The 21,885-nt window shown below is 67.0% G+C and carries 20 protein-coding genes, 1 tRNA gene and 1 pseudogene; 17 read left to right on the top strand and 5 right to left on the bottom strand.

All coding sequences use genetic code 11. The annotated features are described in order from the left end of the window. Positions 1 to 3: 3 nt before the first annotated feature. The 4 genes from OG943_RS30395 (at position 4) to OG943_RS30380 (ending at position 4,971) form a co-directional block, all read left to right on the top strand. The gene (locus OG943_RS30395; RefSeq protein WP_328604346.1) at positions 4 to 1,005 is read left to right on the top strand and encodes an ABC transporter ATP-binding protein; all 1,002 of its coding nucleotides are present in this window, start codon (positions 4 to 6) and stop codon (positions 1,003 to 1,005) included. Continuing rightward, on the top strand, positions 998 to 1,996 hold the full coding sequence (locus tag OG943_RS30390) for an ABC transporter ATP-binding protein (protein ID WP_328604345.1): 999 nt from the start codon (positions 998 to 1,000) through the stop codon (positions 1,994 to 1,996). The genes OG943_RS30395 and OG943_RS30390 overlap by 8 nt, the downstream gene beginning before the upstream one ends. 84 nt (positions 1,997 to 2,080) lie before the next feature. After that, positions 2,081 to 3,802 carry a S8 family serine peptidase gene (locus OG943_RS30385; RefSeq protein ID WP_328604344.1) on the top strand — a complete coding sequence of 574 codons (1,722 nt, stop codon included), beginning with the start codon at positions 2,081 to 2,083 and terminating at the stop codon, positions 3,800 to 3,802. 383 nt (positions 3,803 to 4,185) lie between these two features. Continuing rightward, positions 4,186 to 4,971, top strand: coding sequence for a hypothetical protein (locus tag OG943_RS30380; protein WP_328612191.1), 786 nt, complete (start codon positions 4,186 to 4,188; stop codon positions 4,969 to 4,971). A 146-nt stretch (positions 4,972 to 5,117) separates the two neighbouring features. On the opposite strand, the gene OG943_RS30375 is transcribed toward OG943_RS30380, so the two are convergent. Beyond that, positions 5,118 to 6,614, bottom strand: a complete 1,497-nt coding sequence (locus OG943_RS30375; protein ID WP_328604343.1) for a S10 family peptidase — start codon at positions 6,612 to 6,614, stop codon at positions 5,118 to 5,120. 92 nt (positions 6,615 to 6,706) lie between these two features. Here OG943_RS30375 and OG943_RS30370 point away from each other — a divergent pair, with 92 nt between their 5' ends. The 6 genes from OG943_RS30370 to OG943_RS30345 all read left to right on the top strand — a co-directional run bounded on the left by OG943_RS30370 (position 6,707) and on the right by OG943_RS30345 (position 12,094). Beyond that, positions 6,707 to 7,393 (top strand): uracil-DNA glycosylase, encoded by a 687-nt coding sequence (locus OG943_RS30370; RefSeq protein WP_328604342.1) that lies wholly within the window; start codon positions 6,707 to 6,709, stop codon positions 7,391 to 7,393. A gap of 84 nt (positions 7,394 to 7,477) precedes the next feature. Beyond that, complete coding sequence (locus tag OG943_RS30365; protein ID WP_328612190.1) at positions 7,478 to 8,806, top strand: NAD(P)/FAD-dependent oxidoreductase; 1,329 nt, start codon at positions 7,478 to 7,480, stop codon at positions 8,804 to 8,806. A gap of 126 nt (positions 8,807 to 8,932) precedes the next feature. Continuing rightward, positions 8,933 to 9,009 (top strand) — tRNA-Leu (locus OG943_RS30360). Positions 9,010 to 9,206: 197 nt separating this feature from the next. Then, positions 9,207 to 10,352, top strand: a complete 1,146-nt coding sequence (locus OG943_RS30355; protein ID WP_328604341.1) for a hypothetical protein — start codon at positions 9,207 to 9,209, stop codon at positions 10,350 to 10,352. A gap of 43 nt (positions 10,353 to 10,395) precedes the next feature. Further along, positions 10,396 to 11,088: a barstar family protein gene (locus OG943_RS30350; RefSeq protein WP_328604340.1), complete on the top strand. Its 693-nt coding sequence runs from the start codon at positions 10,396 to 10,398 to the stop codon at positions 11,086 to 11,088. 544 nt (positions 11,089 to 11,632) lie between these two features. Further along, complete coding sequence (locus OG943_RS30345; RefSeq protein ID WP_328604339.1) at positions 11,633 to 12,094, top strand: hypothetical protein; 462 nt, start codon at positions 11,633 to 11,635, stop codon at positions 12,092 to 12,094. 362 nt (positions 12,095 to 12,456) lie between these two features. On the opposite strand, the gene OG943_RS30340 is transcribed toward OG943_RS30345, so the two are convergent. Beyond that, complete coding sequence (locus OG943_RS30340; protein WP_328604338.1) at positions 12,457 to 12,798, bottom strand: hypothetical protein; 342 nt, start codon at positions 12,796 to 12,798, stop codon at positions 12,457 to 12,459. Positions 12,799 to 14,284: 1,486 nt separating this feature from the next. Here OG943_RS30340 and OG943_RS30335 point away from each other — a divergent pair. From OG943_RS30335 to OG943_RS30305, 7 genes and pseudogenes are all read left to right on the top strand, one after another. Beyond that, on the top strand, positions 14,285 to 14,917 hold the full coding sequence (locus OG943_RS30335) for a hypothetical protein (protein ID WP_328604337.1): 633 nt from the start codon (positions 14,285 to 14,287) through the stop codon (positions 14,915 to 14,917). A 61-nt stretch (positions 14,918 to 14,978) separates the two neighbouring features. Continuing rightward, positions 14,979 to 15,101: pseudogene (locus OG943_RS30330) on the top strand (BBE domain-containing protein); the annotation flags it as partial. Positions 15,102 to 15,259: 158 nt separating this feature from the next. Next, positions 15,260 to 16,042 (top strand): S1 family peptidase, encoded by a 783-nt coding sequence (locus OG943_RS30325; protein ID WP_328604336.1) that lies wholly within the window; start codon positions 15,260 to 15,262, stop codon positions 16,040 to 16,042. A 282-nt stretch (positions 16,043 to 16,324) separates the two neighbouring features. Then, positions 16,325 to 17,431: a sensor histidine kinase gene (locus OG943_RS30320; protein ID WP_328604335.1), complete on the top strand. Its 1,107-nt coding sequence runs from the start codon at positions 16,325 to 16,327 to the stop codon at positions 17,429 to 17,431. Further along, complete coding sequence (locus OG943_RS30315) at positions 17,428 to 18,045, top strand: response regulator transcription factor (RefSeq protein WP_328604334.1); 618 nt, start codon at positions 17,428 to 17,430, stop codon at positions 18,043 to 18,045. Before OG943_RS30320 ends, OG943_RS30315 begins: the two co-directional genes overlap by 4 nt. A 114-nt stretch (positions 18,046 to 18,159) precedes the next feature. Beyond that, the gene (locus tag OG943_RS30310; protein WP_328604333.1) at positions 18,160 to 18,552 is read left to right on the top strand and encodes a hypothetical protein; all 393 of its coding nucleotides are present in this window, start codon (positions 18,160 to 18,162) and stop codon (positions 18,550 to 18,552) included. Between the two features lie 122 nt (positions 18,553 to 18,674). Then, positions 18,675 to 19,481 carry a bestrophin-like domain gene (locus tag OG943_RS30305; protein ID WP_328604332.1) on the top strand — a complete coding sequence of 269 codons (807 nt, stop codon included), beginning with the start codon at positions 18,675 to 18,677 and terminating at the stop codon, positions 19,479 to 19,481. A gap of 8 nt (positions 19,482 to 19,489) precedes the next feature. Here OG943_RS30305 and OG943_RS30300 read toward each other — a convergent pair whose 3' ends face one another. The 3 genes from OG943_RS30300 to OG943_RS30290 all read right to left on the bottom strand — a co-directional run bounded on the left by OG943_RS30300 (position 19,490) and on the right by OG943_RS30290 (position 21,760). After that, positions 19,490 to 19,981, bottom strand: a complete 492-nt coding sequence (locus tag OG943_RS30300) for a DinB family protein (RefSeq protein ID WP_328612189.1) — start codon at positions 19,979 to 19,981, stop codon at positions 19,490 to 19,492. A gap of 189 nt (positions 19,982 to 20,170) precedes the next feature. Further along, on the bottom strand, positions 20,171 to 21,082 hold the full coding sequence (locus OG943_RS30295; protein ID WP_328604331.1) for an alpha/beta hydrolase: 912 nt from the start codon (positions 21,080 to 21,082) through the stop codon (positions 20,171 to 20,173). A gap of 141 nt (positions 21,083 to 21,223) precedes the next feature. Further along, complete coding sequence (locus tag OG943_RS30290) at positions 21,224 to 21,760, bottom strand: TetR/AcrR family transcriptional regulator (RefSeq protein WP_328604330.1); 537 nt, start codon at positions 21,758 to 21,760, stop codon at positions 21,224 to 21,226. Positions 21,761 to 21,885 lie beyond the last annotated feature (125 nt).

Below are 21,885 nucleotides of genomic sequence, written 5' to 3'. Positions count from 1 at the left end.
CCGATGTCCGAAACAGAGAACGAGCTCTTGCTCGAGGTCGAAGACCTGCACGTCGAGTTCCGCACCTCCGACGGCGTCGCCAACGTGCTCAACGGCGTCAGCTATTCCGTGCACGCCGGCGAGACGCTGGCCGTGCTCGGCGAGTCCGGCTCCGGCAAGAGCGTCACCGCGCAGACGGTGATGGGCATCCTCGACGTGCCGCCCGGCGTGATCACCGGCGGCGCGATCCGTTACCGCGGCGAGGACCTGCTCACGGCCACCGAAGAGCGGCGGCGCGAACTGCGCGGCGCGGAGATCGCGATGATCTTCCAGGACGCGCTCTCGGCGCTGAACCCGGTGTTCACCATCGGGTTCCAGATCGAGGAGCAGCTGCGCGTCCGGCAGGGAATGTCCAAGAAGGACGCCCGCAAACGCGCGATCGAGCTGCTCGACATCGTCCGCATCCCGGCGGCGGAGCGGCGGATCAAGGACTACCCGCACCAGTTCTCCGGCGGCATGCGCCAGCGCGCGATGATCGCGATGTCGCTGGCGCTCGACCCGGACCTGCTGATCGCCGACGAGCCGACCACCGCGCTGGACGTCACCGTGCAGGCCCAGATCATGGACCTGCTCGCGGAGATCCAGCGGGAACGGCGGATGGGGCTCATCCTCATCACGCACGACCTCGGCGTCGTCGCGGAGACGGCCGACCGGATCGCCGTGATGTACGCCGGCCGGATCGTGGAGCAGGCCGACGTGCGCGAGCTGTTCCGCTCGCCGGGGCACCCGTACACCGCGGCGTTGATGGATTCGCTGCCCCGGCTGGACCTGAAGGGACAGACGCTCGAGACGATCAAGGGACTGCCGCCGAGCCTGCTCGACATCCCGTCGGGCTGCCCGTTCCACCCGCGCTGCAAGCGGGCCGAACAGCGCTGCACGGACGAGCGTCCTTCGTTGCACGGCTTGGGCTTCGGCCGGGTCAGTGCGTGTCACTTCGCCGAAGAGGTGGTGGAAAGCCGTGGTTGAGCCGATTCTCAGCGTCCGCGACCTGGTGAAGCACTTCCCGGTGCGCCAGGGGGTGCTGTTCAAGCGCACGGTCGGGCAGGTCAAGGCCGTCGACGGCGTCTCGTTCGACCTGATGCCGGGTGAGACGCTCGGTGTGGTCGGCGAGTCCGGCTGTGGCAAGTCCACGCTCGCGCAGGTGCTGATGCGGCTGGAGGAGCCGACCGCGGGGTCGGCGACCTTCGAGGGCAAGGACCTGTTCGCGGTGCGCGGCGCGGAGCTGCGGCGGCTGCGCCGGGAGATCCAGATCGTGCTGCAGGACCCGTACACCTCGCTGAATCCGCGGATGACGGTCGGCGACATCGTCGGCGAGCCGTTCGAGATCCACACCGAGGTGGCGCCGAAGGGCTCGCGGGCGCAGAAGGTGCGGGAGCTGCTGGACGTCGTCGGGCTCAACCCCGAGCACCTGAACCGTTACCCGCACCAGTTCTCCGGCGGGCAGCGCCAGCGCATCGGCATCGCGCGGGCGCTCGCGTTGCGGCCGAAGGTGATCATCTGCGACGAGCCGGTGTCCGCTTTGGACGTCTCGATCCAGGCGCAGGTGATGAACCTGCTCGGCGACCTGCAGGGCGAGTTCGGGCTGTCGTACGTTTTCATCGCCCACGACCTGTCCGTGGTTCGTCACCTTTCCACCCGGGTTGCCGTGATGTACCTGGGAAAGATCGTCGAGGTCGGCACCGAGGACGAGATCTACGAACGGCCGTCGCACCCGTACACGCAGGCGTTGCTTTCGGCCGTCCCGGTGCCGGACCCGGAGGTGCGCGGGCAACGGCAGGTCATCCGGCTGGAGGGTGACGTGCCCAGCCCGCTGGACCCGCCGTCGGGCTGCCGGTTCCGCACGCGTTGCTGGAAGGCGCAGGACGTGTGCGCGACCGAGGTGCCGGAGCTGGTCCCGCGCACCGACGGGCACCTTTCGGCCTGCCACTTCGCGGAGGCCAAGTCCGTCGTGCCGTGATTTTCCGGTTTCCTCCTCATGGCCGTTGCTGCGACGTGTGTCCGCTATGTACGTTGCGGTATCGGTTTTTCCTGAGGAGGACCAGTGAAAAGACCCAGACTGCTCGCCGCGGTGCTCGCGGTGCCCCTGATCGGCGCGGTGTCCGGCGTCGCCGTACCGGCGGCGTCGGCCCAGCCGTCGGCCCTGTCCGGACCCACGACGGAGTTCACCGTGCTGGCGCGCGACGCCCAGGGCGTGGCCGCCGTCCAGCAGGCGGTGCGCGACGCGGGCGGCACCGTCGTCGAGACGAACACCGCGGTCGGGCTGATCACGGCCACCGCGCCCGCATCCGGCTTCACTGAGCGGATTTCGGCGAACCGCGCGGTGTTCGGAGCGGCGAAAGCGAAGTCGATCGGCTCCGCGCCCCGCGGCGGGAAGAAGGTGAAGCCGGACGCCGTCGAGAAGGAGGGCCGCGCTTCGGCCGGTGCTTCGGCCAAGAAGCAGCCCGTCGGCACCGATCCGCTGGACGACCAGCTCTGGGGCCTCAAGTCCGTCCGCTCCGACCTCGCGCGCACGGTGCAGCCCGGCGACAAGCGGGTCAAGGTCGGCGTGATCGACACCGGCGTCGACGGCAGCCACCCGGACATCGCGCCGAACTTCGACAAGGCCGATTCGCGCAACTTCACCAAGGACATCGTCGCCGACGTCAACGGGACCGTGGTGGACGGGCCGTGTGAGTACCGCGGCTGCGTGGACCCGGTCGACCACGACGACAACGGCCACGGCACCCACGTCGCCGCCACGATCGGCGCGGCGGCAAACGGTTTCGGGGTCTCCGGCGTCGCCCCGAACGTTTCGCTGGTGAACATCCGCGCGGGCCAGGACTCCGGTTTCTTCTTCCTCCAGCCGACCGTCGACGCGCTGACCTACGCCGGCGACGCGGGCATCGACGTCGTCAACATGAGCTTCTACGTGGATCCCTGGCTGTACAACTGTTCCGCGAACGCGGCCGACTCCCCGGCGGAACAGGCCGAGCAGCGGACCATCATCGAGGCCACCAAGCGCGCGCTGAACTACGCGCACCGCAAGGGCGTTTCGATGGTCGTCGCGCTCGGCAACCAGCACGACGAGCTGGCCGCGCCGCACGACGACGTCACCAGCCCGGACTACCCGGCGAACTCGACGCACCCGCGCCCGGTCGACAACGCTTCGTGCTTCTCGCTGCCCGTCGAGGGCCCGCACACGATCGGCGTCGGCGCTTTCGGCCCGTCGCAGGCGAAGGCCGACTACTCCAACTACGGCACCGAGCAGATCTCCGTCTCGGCGCCCGGCGGCTACTTCCGCGACGGCTTCGGCACGCCGTGGTTCCGGACGCTGGAGAACGAGATCCTGTCGGCGTACCCGAAGAACGTCGGTGTGGCCGCGGGCAACATCGACGCGGCGGGCAACGTGACGCCCGCCGGGGTCACACTCGGCGTGCAGAAGGCGACGGCGGCGGACGGGCGCGTCGGCTACTACCAGTGGCTGCAGGGCACGTCGATGGCCGCGCCGCACGCCACGGGGGTGGCCGCGCTGATCGTTTCGCAGTACGGAAAGCGCACCGGCGGCGACTTCGGGATGGACCCGGACGCGGTGCAGCGGGTCATCGAAGGCACGGCGTCCCCGATCGCCTGCCCGGTTCCCCGCACGGTCGACTACCTCGATGAAGGCCGTGACGCCTCGTTCACCGCCACCTGCGCGGGCGACTCTTCGTTCAACGGCTTCTACGGCCACGGCGGCGTCGACGCTTACTCAGCGGTGACGCACGGGGCTGCTTACCTGCACTAGGTTTGCCGCGTTGGCCCGAAGCGCCCCAATGTGGCGTTGGTTGCGTTGAGCGCACCCAATGTGGCGTTCGGTGCGTTGGACGCACCGAACGCCACATTGGGGCGCATCAGCCCGCGCCACCTGAACGGGGGAGAAACGGCCGGAAAACGCTGCGAGAGGACCGTTCGCGACGCACGAAGCTGGCCGTCCTGGAAGGCGCGCGTCAACCTGGCCCCATGCGGCGAGGAAATTGGAATCGGCACCCGTTGGTCGCCGGTCATCAGAACAGCCCGGTGGTTGTTCGTGTCGGCGTGCTCGAAGAGCTGGGAATGTCCCGAAGCAGCGTCTATCGGCGGTGCCTCCCCGGCGGGCCCTGGCGACGGCTGCTGCCGGGAATCGTCTTGCTGCTGCCCACGGAAGCGACTGACGACCAACGCATCCGCGCGGCTCTCCTCCGTGGCGGTGTGGGCGCGATGGTCACCGGCCTTTGGGCGGCCAGGCGTCACGGGCTCAAGCAACTGCCGGAGCCGGGTGATGTCCACGTTCTCGTTCCGGACCAACGGGAGATCACGAGCGTGGGTTTCACTGTCATCGAACGCACCACGAGGCTCCCTCGTCCCGTCACGCTGAGCGGTGTCCCCGTAGCGCCTGCATATCGAGCTGTACTCGACGCGGCGCGCAGGATGCGGGACTACGACTCCATCCAGGCCTTGCTGGCTGAAGCTGTGCAGCGGAGAAGGTGCACTTTGGAGCAGTTGAACCGCGAGCTGAGTCGTGGGAGCCAGCGCGGTTCAGCTCTTCCCCGACGCGCTTTGACTGCTCTCATCGGCGGTGCCCAGTCCGTAGCCGAGGCAGATGCTTGGGAGCTGTGGAAGCTCGCCGGTCTGCCGGACGCGGAGTGGAACGTCACAGTGTTCGACGAACAGGGCGAGTACGTCGCCAAGCCCGATGCTTGGTGCGACGATGTCGCGTTCGCCTGGGAGATCGACTCTCGCACGTGGCATGAGGAATGGGACGACTATTCGAACACGCTCGCGCGGAATGCGCGCTACGCCGCTGCGGGGGTCGTCGTCCTGCAGACATTGCCGATCCGCTTGCGAACTGAACCCGATCGTGTAATGGGCGAACTTCGTGCTGCGTACGCGGCGGCGCAGCGCCGCCCTCGCCCGTCGGTCCGCTGCGGTCCCTGATCGGTGCTCCCGAAGCGCCCCAATGCGGCGTTGGTTGCGTTGGACGCACCCAATGTGGCGTTCGGTGCGTTGGACGCACCGAACGCCACATTGGGGCGCATCGGGGCCGGCCGCTGGACGAAGCCGACCGGACAACCGCCTGCTCGTTAGCGGTTCGACGCCTTCTTCACGAAGTCCCCGAGGTCCTTCGCCTGCTGCAGCCGCGTCGGCTCGTGGACGTACATCATGTGGCCGGCCGGGTAGTAGGCCGTGTCGATGTTGTCGCGCAGCTCGTCGGGGATCTGCAGCTGGGCCAGCACGTGCTCGGAGGCGAAGTACGCCGTCGCGCCGTCGTAGTGGCCGAAGGCGACGTGGACCTTCAGGTGCGGGTTGGCCCGCATCGCCGCGCTCACCGACTCCACAACGGACACCGAACGGCCCTCGAACTCCTTGTACGACCACGCCTGGAACGTCTCGCCCGACAGGATCTCGTACGGCAGGTCGTTCTGGTAGCCCAGCTCGGAGCGGATGTAGTGGTTGAACGCCGCCGAGTACGCGCCGATGATGCGTGAGATCGACGGGTCGTCGCTCGTGTGCTCGCGCCCGCCGTCGACCTCCCACGTGGTGAAGCGGCCGTCCATCCGGCCGACGGTCAGGCCGCGGTCGCGCAGCAGCTCCGTGAAGAAGCGCACGTGCTCGATCCGCAGGTTGACCCGGTCCACATAGGACTCGCTCAGCCCGGTCAGCGACGCCAGCGTGGCCACGGCCTCGGCCCGGTCCTGAGTGGACAGCCGGGCCCCGCGCGCGAGCGCCCACGGCAGCTCCTTCGACGCGAAGTCCTCAGCGTCGGCCAGCACGTCGTCGAGCGGGCGGTCGCCGTGCAGGCCGTGGTAGTGCGCGATGGCCGCGTACGTCGGCACGAACAGCGAGTACGGCAGGTCGTTGCCCTCGTGGAAGCGCAGCGTGCCCATGTCCAATACGGACGAAATGAGCAGCAGGCCGTTGAGGTACAGGCCGTAGCGGTCCTGCAGGTGCCCGGCCAGCCCGGCCGCGCGCAGCGTGCCGTACGACTCGCCGGCCAGGAACTTCGGCGACAGCCAGCGCTCGTTGCGCGAGACCCACAGCCGGATGATCTCGGCGACCGACTCGATGTCGCCCTTGAACCCCAGATAGTCCTTCGATTCCCCGCCGTCGACGGTGCGCGAGTAGCCCGTGGCGACGGGGTCGATGAACACCAGGTCGCTGTGCGCCAGCAGGCTTTCGGCGTTGTCCTCGAGCCCGTACGGCGGCGGCACGAGGTCGTCGACGTCGCCGGAGAGCACGCGCCGCGGGCCGAGCAGGCCCATGTGCAGCCAGACGCTGGACGAGCCGGGGCCGCCGTTGAAGGCGAACGTCACCGGCCGCGTGCCCGGGTCGGCGTCGTCGAGCGTGTAGGCGGTGAGGAAGACCTCGGCCTTGGGCTTGTGGCCGGCGGACTTGCCGTCTTTGACGACCTCCTGGCGCAGCACCACGCGCCCGGCCTGGGCGGTATAGGCCAGTTTGCGGCGCTTGACCGTGAGGGTGTGATGGGTGGTGACGAGATCGTCGACGGGCTCCGGGGCGGAATCCGCGGCCGCCGGCTTCTCGATCTTCTCTTCGGGGGCTTCGGGGGTGGTGTCCGACATGGTCCCCAACCTAGCCGTCGTGTTGTGGAAAGGTGGCGGAATGCACTGGCCTGCATTGGTCGGCGAAGCGTTCACCGCGGGGTGTTGAAGTGATGGACACGCTGGCGGAGCTGGACGCCGCCGTGACCGGGTGCCGCGCGTGTCCGCGGCTGGTGACGTGGCGGGAGGAAGTCGCCGTCACGAAGCGCGCCGCGTTCGCGGACGAGGAGTACTGGGCGCGGCCGGTGCCCGGGTTCGGGGCGGCGGACGCCGCGCTCGCCGTGGTCGGGCTGGCGCCGTCGGCGCACGGCGCGAACCGGACCGGGCGGATGTTCACCGGCGACCCGTCGGGGGACTTTCTGTTCCGGGTGCTGCACGAGGTGGGCCTGGCCTCGCAGCCGACGTCCACCGGCCGCGGCGACGGGCTCACACTGCGCGGCACGCGGCTCGTCTCGCCGGTGCGCTGCGCGCCGCCGGGGAACAAGCCCACGCCGGCCGAGCGGGACACCTGCCGGCACTGGCTCGCGGACGAGCTGGCACTGCTGCGCCCGACGCTGCGCGCCGTGGTCGTCCTCGGCGCGTTCGGCTGGCAGGCGCTGCTGCCGGTGCTCGCCGAGACGGGCTGGCCCGTCCCCGCGCCGCGCCCGGCGTTCGCGCACGGCGCCGACGTCCGGCTCGGCGAGCTGCGCCTGTTCGGCTGCTACCACGTGTCCCCGCGCAATGTCCAGACACGGCGTGTGAGTCACGCCATGGTGGGTGACGTTTTCACCGCCGCGGCCGCCGCCTCAGGGCTCATCTGAATCGTTTTGGCCTGCGTGGCGACGCTGGTCACAGCGGGGCGGGGTACCCGAGCGACACCGGCTGGGAGGTGGGACTATATGAGCATGGCTGCTGCGAAGTCGGAACCGACTCGGATCCTGGTCCTGGGTGGTGGATACGTCGGCCTGTACACCGCGTACGGGCTTCAGAAGATGCTGCGCGCCAACGAGGCCTCCGTGACCGTCGTTGACCCCCAGCCGCACATGACCTACGCCCCGTTCCTGCCCGAGGCGGCGGCGGGCGCGATCGAGCCGCGGCACGTGGTCGTGCCGCTGCGCCGCGTGCTGAAGCGCTGCCACGTGCTCACGGCGCGGGTCACCAAGATCGAGAACGACCGCAAGTCCGTCACGGTCGAGGCCGCCGACGGCCACATCGAGGCGCTGAAGTACGACGTGCTCGTGGTCGCCCTCGGTGCCGTCGCGCGCATCCTCCCGATCCCGGGCCTGGTGGAGCAGGGCATCGCCTTCAAGACCATCGGCGAGGCCATCTACCTGCGTAACCACATCATGACCAAGCTCGACGAGGCGGCCAGCACGCTCGACCCCGAGCTGCGCAAGCGCCTGCTCACGTTCACCGTGGTGGGCGGCGGCTTCGCCGGCATCGAGGCGCTGGCCGAGCTCGAGGACATGACCCGGTTCGCGGTGGAGAACTACTACCCGAACATCAAGCCCGACGACATCCGCTGGGTGCTCGTCGAGGCCGCCGGGCGGATCCTGCCCGAGGTCCGCGAGACCCTGGGCGTGTACACCGTGCAGCAGCTGGAGAAGCGCGGCATCGAGGTGTACCTGTCGACCGCGGCGAAGTCGTTCGAGAACGGTCACGTGGTGCTCTCGGACGGCACCGAGTTCGACACCGAGACGATCATCTGGACGGCCGGCGTGAAGGCCAACCCGGTGCTCGGCGACTCGGACCTGCCGCTGGACAAGCGCGGCCGGCTCGAGGCCACCGCCGGGCTGCAGGTCGTCGGTCACCCGGACGTGTGGACCGCGGGCGACAACGCCGCCGTGCCGGACCTCTCCCGCACCGAGCAGGACCCGACGGCCACCTGCCCGCCGAACGCGCAGCACGCGGTGCGCCAGGCGCGCGTGCTGGCCAAGAACATCATCCGGGTGATCCGCGGCGGCCAGCCGAAGGACTACTACCACAAGAACCTCGGCGCCGTCGCCAGCCTCGGCCTGCACAAGGGCGTCGCCGACGCGCTGAACCTCAAGATCAAGGGCTTCCCGGCCTGGCTGTTCCACCGCGCCTACCACCTCAAGGCGATGCCCACGTGGAACCGCAAGACCCGCATCCTCTTCGACTGGATGCTGGGCGGCCTCTTCCGCCGCGAGGTCATCTCGCTCGGGCAGATCAACAACCCGAAGGAAGAGTTCGACCGGGTTTCCAAGGGCTGAGTCTCTCCGCCGGCGCTTTGGCGCCGGTGCTGGCCGGGCTGCCGCGTTTCCTGCGGCGGCCCGGCTTTTTCGTTACCCCCCGGCACGTCTGATGGCGGGCTTTCGGGCACCGCTAAGGTGTGCGGTGCCCCCGTAGCCCAACTGGCAGAGGCAGTCGACTTAAAATCGACCCAGTGCGGGTTCGAACCCCGTCGGGGGCACCACGCAGACCGTCATCACCCCGATCAGCCCCACCCGACCGGCACGCTGGTCATCGAGGGCCCCTACGACCTCTCGTCGGGCATGGCCAGGTTCGTGACGACGGCGATGGGCATCGTCATCGGTCTGACCTCCTGTTCGGTTTCGGGAACGTCCTAGCGTTGGCGCTGCGGATCGGAGTCCCCCTTACGTCGCTCCGCTCGTGGCTCTGGCGGTCGACCTGACGGTCCTGGGGTTACTGGTGAGAACACGGCACCTTGCCCTCAACGGCTCACCGGGTCACGTGGTGCAGCCAGCACGGCGTCTGCTGCTCGCGGCCAGCGCGGCGACGCTTGCTTTGAACGCCGCTGATCCCGTCTTTGCGAATCAGTGGGGCAAGGCTGCATTTGATACAGTCGGGCCTTTGCTGCTCATAGGACGGGCTGAAATCGGCCCCGGCCTCCTGCAAGCGATCGGCTTGACGAATCGCTCGCAAGCCGCGCGTAAGGCCGATCAGTCCGAGCCGGCCGTCTATGCGGACTCACATGACCGTTCGCCGGAGACACAGCTCGAACTCGACGACGTCTCGCAGCGAGGTAGTGAGCAAGCAGTGGCTGGGCGCGTTCCGGAGGCACTCTTATATGTCCGGCGCCAACATGACGGTGATTTTGAAAAGGTCATCGATCGGGCACTGGCTGGCGAGAGTGGCCTTGCCGTGCTGTTGGGAAATTCTTCAACCGGCAAGACGCGCTCGGCCTGGGAACAGGTTCAGCGCCTACCTGAACCGTGGCGGTTGTGGCACCCGACATCTGCGGATGAGTTGCTGGCGGAGCTCCCCACAGTTGGCCCGCGTACGGTGCTGTGGCTCAATGAGTTGCATCGATACCTGTATACCGACGACGTACGGCGTGACGAAGCGATCGCCTCGTGGCTCATCGAGGCACTCCAGAATCTTGACCGGGCTCCGGTTCTGGTGCTGGGCACGTTGTGGCACGAGTATCGCCTTCGGCTCGCTCCGGCAGAGATTACAAACGATACTCGGCCACAGGTGCGCAAACTTGTTACTGGACACTTCATTCCGGTACCAGAGACCTTCGCCGAGGTCGAACTACGCCTACTTGCCGAGGCGGCTGAACGTGATCCTCGGCTCGCGGAAGCCGAAGCCAACGCTGAGGAAGGCCACGTCACCCAATACCTGGCGGGTGGCCCAGCTCAGGTCGAACGCTATCTAACAGCGGACCCTGCGGCACAAGCAATTTTGCATGCCGCGATGGACGCGCGCAGGCTTGGCTGGAAGTCCTCTCTGTCGGCGGGGTTCCTAAACGACGCTGCGCTGGCGTACTTCTCGCCGGCGGCTCGCGGCACGTGATCGCGACGGCGGACTGCACACCTACTATGTATTCGCGGGCGAGGTGCCAGTACTTGTACGCAACTCGACCTGTATTCTCCTAGGTGGCGCACCGACGGTCGCAGAGGCTGCCAACCAATTGATGGATAGCCTTCGAAATCTCGGAAAACTCCCGTCAAATTTCTTCACGAAGGCGCAGGCGGAGGCGGCTGGCTGGAAGCCAGGAGAAGCGCTTGGCAATCACATTCCCAACGGGCAAATCGGCGGGGATGTATATCAGAACTCGAACAACCTGCTGCCCCCGCTCCTGGTCCCACGTGGTGGGAAGCGGATGTGGGGGTCAGCCCTGCGATGTCCAGGGCCAAGCAGCCAGGATGGCGCCTCGTGTACTCCAGTGACGGTCTGGCCTATGTTACATTCGACCACTATAAACTCTTCTATCAACTACCGAATTGGAAGTAAGTCATTGCGCGTCAATATTGACGGGTCGCAAATAGATGTCGAAAAAGACCTGCATAAACAGCTTTCTGAGAAGTTGAATTTTGGCCCATACTACGGAGGTAATCTCGACGCCCTGTGGGATTTCCTTTATCGTAACGTTGAACGGCCGGTTGAGCTAATCTGGAAGGACTCCGAAGCGAGCAAGGGTGCGCTCGGCGTGGAGCTATTCAACAAGATAGCTGAACTGATGATCAGAGTTATGGAAGAAGACGTGTTAAAAGATCCGGACGACAGATTTACCATACAGTTCGACTGAACTAGCGCTTATGGTCCCCGTTAGTCTCGTCGCTCAGATGGGACTAACGGGGACCGCCGCTGCGGCGGCCGAGAATCCACTGGCGCAGCGTATCGCCGGGCATGAGGAGTTGGTCTTCGTTGGCCTGTGGGTACGCTGGTTGTCTACCGGCGCCCCGCTCGGACGGTGGTACCCGGATCGCGTGTTGTGGAATGGAGATTCCGGAATCGGCCCCAAGGTGACTGGGTTCCGACACTTGACCTGGTGCGGCACCCGTTCGGGCAGGTCGTCGCGCTCTGTGCCGGTTCGGGGGCACGTACAGCATCCGCACGAGGCCGGGCTCCCCGCGAACTACAGCTTTCGGCGAACGTCTGGATCGCCCGACGCCGCCGCAAGGGCAGTGATGCCCGATGATCTCGCGTGTTTCAACGGTGCGAGCGTGTCGCAGGTTCGAATCCTTGGCAGGGCACCACAAGGATGGGAACGGGTCTGACCAGGGACTTTTCGTCGGAACGTTGGTGGTCGAGGCGAGCTTCGAGCTGCCGGGCCCGGGTAGGAGCCCGTCATGAGCGCCAACTCGCAGACAGTTGCCCGGTTTGTCACGGTCACGATGGGGCTGGTCATCGGGCTGACATTCCTGTTTGGGTTTGGGAACGTCCTCAACCTGGCGTTGAAGCTACAAGTGCCGGCGTTCGTGGCGCCGCTGGTGGCGCCAGCTGTTGACCTGACGGTGCTGGGGTTGCTCGTCGGTACGCGGCACCTGGCGCTGTCCGGGGCCAGCGAGGAGGTGCTGCGGCCGGCGCGACGTTTGCTGTTAGCGGCGAGCGTGGTGACCCTGCTGTTGAACGTCGCCGATTCGGTTTTCGCTGGTCAGTGGGGGAAGGCCGCGTTCGAATCGGTCGGCCCACTCCTGCTTATCGGGGTTTGCGAAGCGGGCCCCGGCCTCCTTCGGGCGTTGAGCGCCGCGAGCACCGATCTAGGGTCGGGGCCGCCGCCCCGGGTCTTCGTCTGTGGAACTGGTGTGTGACAGCTTGGGGCAGGACGCAGCGGAACTGGCAGGCCTGGAGGGAGACGGGCGGGTGGGAGTAGCGACTGGCGAGGCCGCGGGCCTTGACGAGGAACTCGTGGAGCGCGCTCGTCGGGCGGATGCTGAACATTGGCGACAGTACCGGCGACCCATTTCTGCGGAGACTCTGCGGAAGCAGCTTCGGGTCGGCGCGGTGACGTCGCGGAGTCTCGTGGCGGTGGTGCGACCTGAGAACGCGCCGGTAGATGCGGCTGGTCATTGGTGACTTCAACGAGGCAGAGGTCCTGCCCGATGAATGTTGGATGCGCCGTGAGTGCGAGGAAAGTGAAGCAAACCGGTAGGGTGGCACGTAAAGTCCCAGGTCAAGAAGTGTGCTCCCCGCGCCCGCAGGGATGATCCAGTTCCACCCACTCAACCGGAGGTAGAACCCATGTGCTCCCCGCGCCCGCGGGGATGATCCGCTGAATTCGGTGTCCACGTGCTCGCGGAAGGTGTGCTTCCCGCGCACTCGGGGATGTTCCGCCGACCAGGCCGTCGTGCGCGGTGACGGCCATGCTGCACCCCGCATGCGCGGTGATCTGATTCGGGTCGCCGGCCAGCTTGTCCAGCGCCTCCTTCAACGGCCCGACGTGCTCGATCAGCCAGCCCACGCCCGCGGCCAGGATCGCGCCGAACAGGTCCGCCACCACCGCCAGCGCCTCCATGTCGACCCTGACCGCCCCCATCGCGGTCGAGGCCCAGTCCCCGGATTCGATCCCCTCCTTCAGCCCTGGCCGGCCTCGAGAATCGAGATCCCCGAAATAGCCGACGTCGAAACCTTCTTATCGGCAACCAACGGATTCGACACGCTCGGCCCTTCTCACACACGACAACGGGATCCCGGCCCGGACACTGGACTCGCCCGCGAATTTAACAGAGAGTGACCCAGAGCTGCGTTGATCGCGCCGGGGTCTGCCCCTTTTACTGACCGGAGCGGGTGAAGGGCCCCCGTTTGCCCGGGCCCTTCGCCCGACGGATGTGCTGGCCGGGCCACGTCCGCGTTAGGTTGACGGCGCTCCTGATCGTCGGGCACGGACTTCGGGGCCGGCCGAAACAAGGCGTGTCGACGAGAAGCGGTTGTGGCACGCGGTGATCGACTTAACACTTGACGTGGCCGAAGGCGCGACCTTATCGTTCGGCTAGGTGGTCGTAGGCATTTACCTGACGCCAGCGTCGGCGGTTTAAACCGGCGCTTTCACGCAAGTATCGCTTCATCGTTTTCAAGATTATCTGCCGGCTACTTCGCCGAGAGGTGGACGCGTCATGCTCTCATACATTCTGGAAACAGCACGTGATGTCTACGAGAATCGATCGGATGCCGACCTTGACGAGGTCGCGGCCGTCGCCGGGGTCAAGGTGGGGATAGTCCGAGGCTACTTCGCCACCGCGGCCGATCTTCGTCTCCGGGTCATGCTGACAGCCGCCGAATGCGGGCCCCGCCCGGCTTCGGCCGAGGTACGGACATGAGCATCAAACGGATTCGCGGACCGCGTCTTTCCTGGCTCGGAAAGCGGGGGCCACAGCGTCTGCCACTCGCCGGAATCGGGACCACGCAAACCATTTCCCATCTCACCAAGCCCGGCGACGCGTCCAGGAGTCCGGCCCCGGCCGGGAATGGTCAGGCAAACCGCCGGTGGTCACGTCCGCGGCGATCATCCGGCTCTGCGGGCAGGTCTGCACGCAGGCACTACTGCCCGTGACGCCGCCCGGCCACTGCTCGCTGGGCAACGGTCGGCAACTCCGGCACTCGGACCGGTCGTCATCGGCGCCGAAGTCCGGATCACCACCCGATGCGCCAAGGCGCACAGCCGCCCACATCAGTACAACGGTTCCGGGATATGCAGGCATGAGCGAGAATTACAAGAAGAATAGAGCATGATACGGTAGGAAACTACTTCGCCGATTGCATCTCTGCACGATTCAATCGAGGAACTCGACCTGCAGCCACTGTCGCTGCTGCAGGATCGTCGGGAAAGTCCGTGGAGCTGCAGGGCCTTCGAGTGTCGCACGGCTGGCCTCGCGTGGATCTCGCGGATGACTGCGCGCTTTTCCGGGTCTTCACAAGTAACCTCGGCCCTGCCGGCAACGGAGTCGCGCGAGCGTGCTCGATCTGTGCAAAGAGCCGACTTGACCACCGGAAGGAGGGATTCGATGACCAAGATCGGTTATCGCGATCGGTTCGTCGGCGAACGGTACGACGACATCGGGAGGCTGGTCGCCGATGCCACCGGTGATACGGACTCCATCGCGGAACGCCCGAAGGAACTCGCGCGGGTGAACTGCCCGCCGGTCGCCCGGTGCCGGCGGCTGTGCCGCGATCGGGTCGGAATACCGGATACCGCCTTCAAGACGGACCTGCTGTACTTCTTCCCGGAAGTGGGGCAGGTCAAGCGGTTCTCCACCAGCGGCACCACCGGGCAGGCCCGCGGGCAGAGCCTCTGCACCCCACGCGGCCTGGAACTCATGACCCGGTCTGTACTCGTCAACGCCCACGAGAACATCTTCCGCGATCTGGACGGCCCGGCGATCGTCCGGCTCGTGCCGACCGTACGCGAGGCTCCCGAAATGGCTATCGCCCACCACATGGAAACCATCTCGGGAGCATTCATCGACCCGGACCTCAGCGGTTCAGTGACGGCCCGCAGCGGCATCGATTTCACGTTCGGCCCGGTGATGGTGGCTGGGCGCCTACGGCGGCGAGGTCAACGCCGTGGATCCGGCCGCGACCGCGCTTCCCCAACGGGACTCGATCTTCAAGGTGACCTACTCGGTGACCTGGCCTGAGCCGCCATTGTCCACTCAGGACACAACGAACCTCGACTGGCTCCGGTGTTTCTACCGCGAGATGTACGCCGACCTCGCCGATCCGGCACAAAACACCTCGGGCTTGCCGTGGCACACGCTGTACTACAAGGACAACTACCCCCGGCTGCAGCGCGTGAAATCCGCTGGGGACCCCAGGAACGTTTTCCGTTGTCGGTACAGCCGGAGTGATGAAGGCACCCGTTTTGGTGACATCGAGGTTCCTCGTCGTGGCTTAAAGTGGCTGGGTCGGTTTGTGTCACGCGTCGGAGCCCTATCTTCGACGTTCCTGCTTTCCGTTACGTCGCAAAAAGAGGGGAACTCATGCCCACCATGTCCCGCCGCCCGGTTTTGGCCGTATCCGCCGTGCTGTTCGCGGTCACCGCACTCACTTCCGCATTGGTGGGCACGGCCGTGGCCCAGCCGCGCATCATCGGCGGCAACCAGGCGTCGCTGGCCGACTACCCCTACGCGGCGTACCTGGTGGACAAGGAAGGTGGCCAGTACTGCGGTGCGGTGATCGTCAGTTCCTCGGCGGTGGCGACGGCGGCTCACTGCGCGCTCGCCGTGAAGGCCACCGAGGCCAGGGTCGTGACCGGGCGCGAGGACAAACGCACGAACGACGGTGCCGAGTTTCGCGTGACGAAGGCCTGGGTGAACCCCAATTACACCGACTACACCAAAGGCGACGACCTCGCGGTGCTGACCGTGCGCGGCCAGTTGCCTTATCGCCCGGCCAAGCTTGCCGATGACAGTGACAGCGATCTGTACAGCAAGGGCACCAAGGCGACCGTGCTGGGCTGGGGCCGGGTCGAGGAGGGCGGCACCCGTTCGGATGTCCTGCGCAAGGCCGTGGTCCCGATCGTCGGCGACTCCTGCGCGTCGAGCTACGGCACCTACAACCCGGACATCATGACCTGCGCCGGGTACCCGCAGGGCGGCACCGACGCCTGCCAGGGCGACTCGGGCGGCCCCCTGATGGTGGGCGACACGCTCATCGGCATCATCTCGTTCGGCGACGGTTGCGCGAAGGCGGGCAAGCCCGGCGTCTACACCCGCGTGTCGGCGTTCGTGGACGACATCAAGCAGCAATCGCAGTCTCGGTAGCGTTAGGCAGCCCGAGGCGTCGAGGGGCAGCTTTCCGTGACGTTTTGCACTGTCGGAGGCCGGCCGGGCTGGTGAGAATGGTCGTTGTTGCGGGATGTGCTGCCCTCCGCAAAGGGGGTCGTGCCGGATTCCGGCGCGCGAGGGAAAAGCGGGGTAGCACATCCCGCGGCATTCCCGGTTCCGCCGATGTGCCGTCGGTCTCAAAATCGCGGATCGGCGTCAGCGGGACGGTGGGTGTCAGTCCTCATCGACGGTCATGAAATCCACAGGAGGGGCGGGTATTTGCGGACTGTCGAACGGGCCGGCTACTTCGTGGCCGCCGTCGAGGTCGGTTTTCCGCTGAGCCTGCTGGCGTGGCGGTTCTCACTGCGCCAGGAATCTCCCGAGCTGGCGGCCCATCTCGACCCCGTCACCCACATCCTGCCGTTCCTGGTGATCCCGCTGGTGATCCTGGTCTGGGCATCGCTGCGACGTCTGCGCCGGGGCCTGCCGTCGTGGCGGTGGACCGTGGCGGTGCTCGCGGTCCAGCTCGCCGTCACCGTCGCCTCGCAACACGGGGTCGGCACCACGATCCTGATGCTCTTGCTCGGCTGCACGATCCTGGTCACGGTGCCCGCGCCGTACTCCTGGCCGCTGGCCGGCGTCACCATCGCCGTGGGCGTCGTGCTGAACTGGCAGCTGCCGTGGTTGTCGATGCTGGGGCTGCTGCTGCACAACCTGATGATCGGCGCCGTGATCTACACGGTCGTGCGGATGGGGGAGTTCGCCATCGCCCTGCGCCGGGCGCAGGACCAGCTGGCCGGCTTCGCCGTGGTCCAGGAACGCACGAGGGTCTCCCGGGACCTGCACGACACCCTCGGCCAGCAGCTCACCGCGATCGGCCTGCGCGCCGAACTCGCCGCCCGGCTGATGACGGCCGCGCCCGGCCGGGCCGCCGGGGAGCTGCGAGCCGTCCAGCAGATGACCGAGGAGTCCCTGGCCGACGTCCGCCGGGTCGCCCGCGGTTCCTGGCAGCCGGTCTTCGAGGACGAGCTGACCACCGGGACCGCGCTGCTGGAGTCGGCGGGCGTGCGGTGCCGGGTGAGCGCCGGCGCGGACCCGGCCGAACCGACCGCGCGGGCCGCGGCGTGGGCACTGCGCGAAGGGATCACGAACGTGCTCAAGCACAGCTCCGCGCGCACCTGCGTGCTCAACGCCGAACTCCGGGACGGGGTCTTCCGGCTGCTGGTCGAGAACGACGGCGTCCGCGACCGGGCCCGGGAAGCGGGCTGCGGCCTCACCGGCATCACCGAGCGGGTGACCAAGCTCGGCGGGACCGTCCGGTTCGGACCGGCCGCCGGCGGCCGGTTCCGGCTCGCGGTCGAGATACCCGACGGGCAACACCGATGACCCGGCAGCCGATCAGGGTCCTGGTGGCCGAGGACATGCGGGTGCTGCGCGACGCGTTGACCGCGCTGCTCGCGCTGGAGGACGACCTCGACGTCGTCGGCGAGGCCGAACGCGGCGACGAGGTCCTCACCCTGTTGCGGAGCCGCACCCCGGACGTCGTGGTGCTCGACATCGACCTCCCCGGCGTCGACGGGCTGACCTTGGCCAGGCAGATCAAGCTCACCGCCGCGGACACCCGGATCCTGGTGCTCAGCGCGCTCGACCGGCCCGGGGTGGTCCGCGAGGCGCTGGACGCCGGGGTGCGGGGATTCCTGCCCAAGGGCGTCTCCGTCGACACCCTGATCAGCGCGATCCGCCAGGTCGACCAAGGCGGCCTGGTGATCTCACCGACGCTGCTGGCCACGGCCATGCGAGGCGGGCGCAACCCGCTGACCGAACGCGAACAGGCCGTGCTGCACCGGGTCGCCGCCGGGAAGACCGCCAAGGACATCAGCCGCGAACTGCACATGGCCGTCGGCACCGCCCGCAACCACATGACCCGCATCCTGCACAAACTCGGCGCCCGCAACAGAGTCGAAGCCATCCGCGTCGCGCAAGAAGCCGGCTGGCTCTGAGGATCATTACAAAACGGCCGATGAGCGGCATTTCCGACGAATCATAGGTAAGCTTCGGAACCGCCTATTGAGTATGGGGACGGTAGCGGCGGGGCGTGGGGGAAAGGGCCGAATTTGTTCGTCATTCCGGTTGTGCTGCTGATGGGGGCGCTGGTCGCCGTGTGCGTTGCCTGCTTCCGCAGGCGAAGCTTCACCAAACGAGTGCGTTGGTGTGCTGACGCCGCGGTGTGCGGCCTGGCCGCCGCGGCGGTCGTGTACGCCTGGGGCGGCTGGAAGATGTTCGCCTGGGACATCGAGGAGACTTGCGGCCTGCAGCACGGCGAGATCTGGGATCCGGCCTTCGCCGGGGAGAGCTACTTCCCGCTGAGCAAGCGGTGCAACGCGAATTTCGACCTGGTGCCGTCCTTTGTGAACCCCACCATCATCGTTCTCCTCGCCGCGAGCGCGGCGCTGGCCGTGTTCGCCTGCTTCAGTCAACGAGCCCGTAAGGATCCTCTTAGACCCTGACAACACCCGCGCCGGACACACGGAGGGTGTTCGGTGCGGGGCTCGCGCCACCGGTTCGAGTTCCGGGTTCGCCCCGACAGCCGGTATCCAACTGCGGTACGTCAGGCGTAAAAAGAACAGTCATGTTCCTCTGGATTTACGATCTGCCGAACTGGCTGCTCTGCGTCCTGCTCGTCGCCGTTTCGGTCGGGCTGTGCTGGGCGTTTCTGTTCATGTTGCGGCCGGTGATGATCCGGTGGGCTCGCGAGGGCGGCGAGAGCAGCGAAGAACGGCACAATCACATGGTGGACCTCGTATCAGCCGGAGCAGGCCTACTGTACGGCCTCTTGCTCGGATTGATCGCGGTCGCGACGTACACCACCTACAGCGACAACCAGAAGATCGTGGACAACGAGGCGAACGCGCTCGGCGGGCTCTACCGTGACGCTTCCTCCTATCCGCAACCACTGCGCGGCCAGCTGCAGGGCGATATCAAGGAGTACGTGCATTACGTGGTCAACGAGGCCTGGCCGCAACAGCAGCGCGGCGAGGTACCCGGCGGTGGCGTGGACCGGATCACCGCGATGTACGGCCTGCTGTCCTCCTACGATCCGCCGTCGACCGGCAAGGTGGCGCTGCACAACGAGACGTTGACCCAGTTCTCCAGTTTCGTCGAGTACCACCGGCAACGCCTCACCGCGGTGAGCACCAGCCTGCCCGGCGCATTGTGGTGGACCCTCATCCTCGGCGCGCTGGTCAACCTGCTCCTCATCGTCACTCCCACCGGGATCAAGCTCGCCTCCCACGTTCTGTTCTCCGGGATATTCGCGTCCCTGATCGGCGTGGTGATCTTCTTGATCGCGACCATGGACAACTCCTTTCGCGGAGATTTCAGCATCGACCCGTCCTCCTACGAGGTGATCCGGGACCAGCTCATGAACCGTTTCTGAGGCGTCGGTCAGGAGGCCGGGCCATCAGTGATCTGTTCGCGAAGGATGTCGCCGTGGCCGGCGTGCCGGGCGAATTCCTGGATCATGGCGAGCAGGGTCCATCGCATGCTGACCATGCCTTCACGGGGGAAGTCCTTGGTGTCGTCCAGGGTGAAGCGGGCGGCGATCTCCCGCGATCGCCGGCTGGCGCGTTCGAACTCGGCGATCACGTCGGCCAAGGACTCGTCGTCGGTGACGGTGAAGGTGCCCTCGTCGCGCTTCGAGTATCCGTCGCATTCGGATTCGTCGAGGCCCGCCCAGAATCGCTGGAACCAGATCCGTTCGGCGGCCGCGGCGTGCTTGATCAAGGAGATCGGTGTGGTCAGTGACGCGACGAGCCGGCGGCGGGCGTCGGCTTCGGAGAGGCCGCGTGCGGTCTCGATCAGGGCCTCGCGGTTGCGATCGAGCGTGTTCTCGAGGACCGCTCGTTCGCTGCCGTCGGTGATTCTGGTGGTACTCATGGGTTTTTGCTCCGTTCGTTTGCTGGGGACGTCGAGGTGCTCACTGCTTTGATGTGCGGGGAGCGCGGCCGATGCGGGCGGAAACTGGAGCACCGCAGCCAAGATGGGTCACCGGGCAGATCCGGTGAAGGCGCCGACGTGGTCACCCTACCGCATCCTCGACGTGCTGCCAGGACGGAGCCGAACCGGTCATCGCGCGGTGAGGTGCTCCAGGAACCAGTCGCGGGCGGCCTGGGAAGCCGTGGTGAAACCGGCGCCGGTGTAGGCGTCGAAGTGCCCACCGGGCAGGAACACGATCTTCTTCGGCTCGGACGCCGTCCGGTAGGCCGAGGCCGCCAGGTTTCCGCCGGTGAGCCCGTCCTCGCTGCCGACGATCATCAACAGCGGGGTCGGGGTGATGCCGGGCAGGTACTTCGCCGGCTCGTAGCCGTACATGAGGTCCAGGCTGCGCAGCGTCACCTCGTTCGGCCAGCCGGGGTCGAGCTCCTTGCGCGCGTGGGTGAACCACTCGTGGGAGTCCGGTGTCGGCAGCCCGACCAGTTCGCCGGGGTCGTTGCCGATGACCGGTATGGTCGCGGCCGGCTCACCCAGGGCACGGGCCCGGCGGTCCGCGGTGAACTGCTCCGGGCCGACGACGTGATTGTCGACCCGGACGAGGTTCGCGTACGTCGCCCGTCCGCTGACGAAGGGCGCTTGCCCGCTGACCGCCTTGACCCGGCGGTCGATGGCGGCGACCACGTACGCGTGCGCGGCCGAGAAGCTCGTGCCCCACACGCCGATCCGGTCCGGATCGACCTCGGATCGGTTCTGTGCGCAGGTGATCGCGTGCTGGTAGTCCCTGATCTGCTCCCACGGGTCGATCTCGTGACGCGGTTTTCCCGGCGCTGTCCCGGATTCGCCCCAGCCGCGGTTGTCGAAGACGAGAACGGAGAGCCCGGCGGCGGCGAACACCTCCGCGAACCGGTCGAGGAACATGCGCTTCGTCGAGGTCCAGCCATGGGCCATGACCACGCAGGGAGCGGGGCCGTTCACCCCCTCGGCCTCGTAGAACCAGCCGCGCAGCAAAGCGCCTTCGGCGTCGAACTCGATGTCATGACGCATGGGTGTCTCCTCGAACGGGAAAGGGAATCGCTACGGCGGACGTCCTGCCGGTTTCGACTGTGCCGGAGCTGGGCACGTCAGGTCCAAGACCTGTTCCCGTTCCTGTGATGCCCTGCCGGTATCAACCGGGACCGGCCCCGTTCAGGCCTTGCCGCCGCGCAGCAGCATGGTTTCGAGGAAGGCGGGTGCCTGGCGCGCGCCCATCCACTCTTCGAGGACGAGTTCCCACGCGGTTTCGGCCAGCCCGCAGAAGGTGGCGGCAAGCCAGGTCGCCGGCAGGTCCTCGCGGAAGAAGCCGTCCCGCTGGCCGCGGCCGAAGATGCCCACGATGCGATCGAAGACCGTGTCGGCGCGGTCGGACAGGCCGGGTGCGCCGAGCGAGTCGGCTTCGATGTAGACGACGTTCCACAGCTGGGCGAACGCCACGTGGTCGCGGACGAGCGCGCCGAAGGCTTCGTCGGCGGACGCCTTGTCCGGGATCTGGTCGAGCGCGCGGGCGCAGTCGTCGAGGATCTTCTCGGCCGCGGCGCCGATCAGGGCCTGCCTGGTCGGGAACAGCCGGGTCAGCGTGGCCCGGCTGACCCCGGCGCGGTCGGCGATGACCTGCATGGACGCCGACCGGTCCTTGGCCAGGATCGGCGCGACCGCCGTCAGTACCTCGGTCCGGTCCGTCCGCACGCTCAGCTCCTCGATGCCGGTCTCGTCAGACGCAGGATTGTGTCAGGTCGGCCACCTCTGGACATAATCACGTCAATTGAGATGATATTGTCTCAGTAGAGACGCGAACGAGAAGCGAGGGTGAG

The sequence above is a fragment of the Amycolatopsis sp. NBC_00345 genome (genome assembly GCF_036116635.1).
Lineage (GTDB): Bacteria > Actinomycetota > Actinomycetes > Mycobacteriales > Pseudonocardiaceae > Amycolatopsis.
This window is presented reverse-complemented; position numbering and strand designations above follow the sequence as displayed.

What these genes read in the sequence shown, in the direction of transcription:
- OG943_RS30395 (WP_328604346.1), top strand. Translation starts at nt 4, where the DNA reads ATGTCCGAAACAGAGAACGAGCTCTTGCTCGAGGTCGAAGACCTGCAC.
- OG943_RS30375 (WP_328604343.1), bottom strand. Translation starts at nt 6,614, where the DNA reads ATGTCGGACACCACCCCCGAAGCCCCCGAAGAGAAGATCGAGAAGCCG.
- OG943_RS30370 (WP_328604342.1), top strand. Translation starts at nt 6,707, where the DNA reads ATGGACACGCTGGCGGAGCTGGACGCCGCCGTGACCGGGTGCCGCGCG.
- OG943_RS30365 (WP_328612190.1), top strand. Translation starts at nt 7,478, where the DNA reads ATGGCTGCTGCGAAGTCGGAACCGACTCGGATCCTGGTCCTGGGTGGT.
- OG943_RS30345 (WP_328604339.1), top strand. Translation starts at nt 11,633, where the DNA reads ATGAGCGCCAACTCGCAGACAGTTGCCCGGTTTGTCACGGTCACGATG.
- OG943_RS30340 (WP_328604338.1), bottom strand. Translation starts at nt 12,798, where the DNA reads ATGGAGGCGCTGGCGGTGGTGGCGGACCTGTTCGGCGCGATCCTGGCC.
- OG943_RS30335 (WP_328604337.1), top strand. Translation starts at nt 14,285, where the DNA reads ATGACCAAGATCGGTTATCGCGATCGGTTCGTCGGCGAACGGTACGAC.
- OG943_RS30325 (WP_328604336.1), top strand. Translation starts at nt 15,260, where the DNA reads ATGCCCACCATGTCCCGCCGCCCGGTTTTGGCCGTATCCGCCGTGCTG.
- OG943_RS30315 (WP_328604334.1), top strand. Translation starts at nt 17,428, where the DNA reads ATGACCCGGCAGCCGATCAGGGTCCTGGTGGCCGAGGACATGCGGGTG.
- OG943_RS30305 (WP_328604332.1), top strand. Translation starts at nt 18,675, where the DNA reads ATGTTCCTCTGGATTTACGATCTGCCGAACTGGCTGCTCTGCGTCCTG.
- OG943_RS30300 (WP_328612189.1), bottom strand. Translation starts at nt 19,981, where the DNA reads ATGAGTACCACCAGAATCACCGACGGCAGCGAACGAGCGGTCCTCGAG.
- OG943_RS30295 (WP_328604331.1), bottom strand. Translation starts at nt 21,082, where the DNA reads ATGCGTCATGACATCGAGTTCGACGCCGAAGGCGCTTTGCTGCGCGGC.